At 50.8% G+C, this 1,392-nt stretch carries 1 protein-coding gene; it reads left to right on the top strand.

The annotated features are described in order from the left end of the window. Positions 1-727: 727 nt before the first annotated feature. Positions 728-1,392: IS701 family transposase (locus AC2VE5_RS27445; protein ID WP_486890694.1), on the top strand; the 665-nt coding region annotated here is incomplete at its 3' end.

Below are 1,392 nucleotides of genomic sequence, written 5' to 3'. Positions count from 1 at the left end.
CCCCTCCTTTTTGTGAAATCACTGAGACGATGTGCATGACACCTCCTAATAATCAACTAGTATCATAACAGCATAAGATAATAATATACTAATATCAAATTTTTTCGCAATCTTATAAATTGCATCTTTTATTAACTGCATATCATATGAAACTACAATGCTAGTACTAGTAAAAACAAATCAAAGTGTCAACAACGATGCGTATAATCAAAAATTCAACTATGCGCAAACACAAAAATACAAAAATTATTACGGTGGGAGTTGACGAGATGGGGCTTTGACTCTCGGGGTAGCAATGTGCATCTCAATAGTGGAGCGAAGGTGGAGTCACTCCGGTCGGTGCTTTCAACATCCGGGGAAATAAGGGTAGGGGAGACGTCAGATCAGAAACACATATGAATGATGCTAACGACGTCGGCCATCAAGAGGGTTCTCTGGAGCGGGATAGGGGTAATCAGCGCGGGGATCACGCGTGCGACGTAATTCAATGCCACCCCCTAGACTCGCAACTCCCCCTACGAGTACAAGGATACGCCACGTTGCTGGTACCGCGTCACCTGCGAAAACAGCAAGCCAATAAGTAAGAATCCAAGCACAATCCCTCCCTCACTGACGGGTGAAGACATCAGCTGCGCAGAGCCCTACTCTAGCCGATTTCCGTAGCGCTTTGCCTGAACATAAGACTGTAGGTTAACTTCACAACATCAGTTAGCCATAAACTCTGGGGATGATTAGCCAGGAGAAAGCGGAAGTGCTGTGTCACACCTGGGGTGAGGGGTTCGAGCGGATGTTTGGCCTTGTTGAAGGGTGCTTTGCCCGCAGTGAAAGCAGAGCGAAAGCCAAGGATTATGTAAGAGGCTTGATGAGCGACGTAAAAAGGAAGAACGGCTGGGGGTTGGCAGAACGCTTGGGGATGAAAACCCCCTTGGCGTTGCAACGCTTGTTGAATGAAGCGACGTGGGACGCCGATGAGGTGTTGCAGATAGCGAGGCAGCTTCTTACTCAAGCAGCCATAGCAGATGAGCTTGGTGGCGTGGGTGTGGTGGATGAAAGCAGCTTTATCAAGAAAGGCGCACACTCGGCTGGGGTCAAAAGGCAGTATTGCGGACGTCTAGGCAAGGTGGAAAACTGCCAAGTGGGGGTGTTCCTGGGCTTTGTCAGCATGAGCGTGCAAAGCTTTCTGGATAGACGTTTGTATCTACCGCAAGACTGGTGCGAGGATGAAGCGCGCTGTGACGCGGCGCGGATACCTAAAGAGGCGCGAGCGAAGCCGGTCACGCCGTTTCTTACGTGGCCCAGCCCGACCTCGGCAGGGCCCGCAAGGTCACCATCATGCCCAGGGGCGGCGCGGGCGGCTTTATGGCGCCCCTCTCCAAAGAGCGGATGTACTAC

The sequence above is a fragment of the Aliterella sp. E5.1 genome (genome assembly GCF_057473825.1).
The sequence above is the reverse complement of the archived record's forward strand: the minus strand, read 5'-3'. Positions and strand labels throughout refer to the sequence as shown.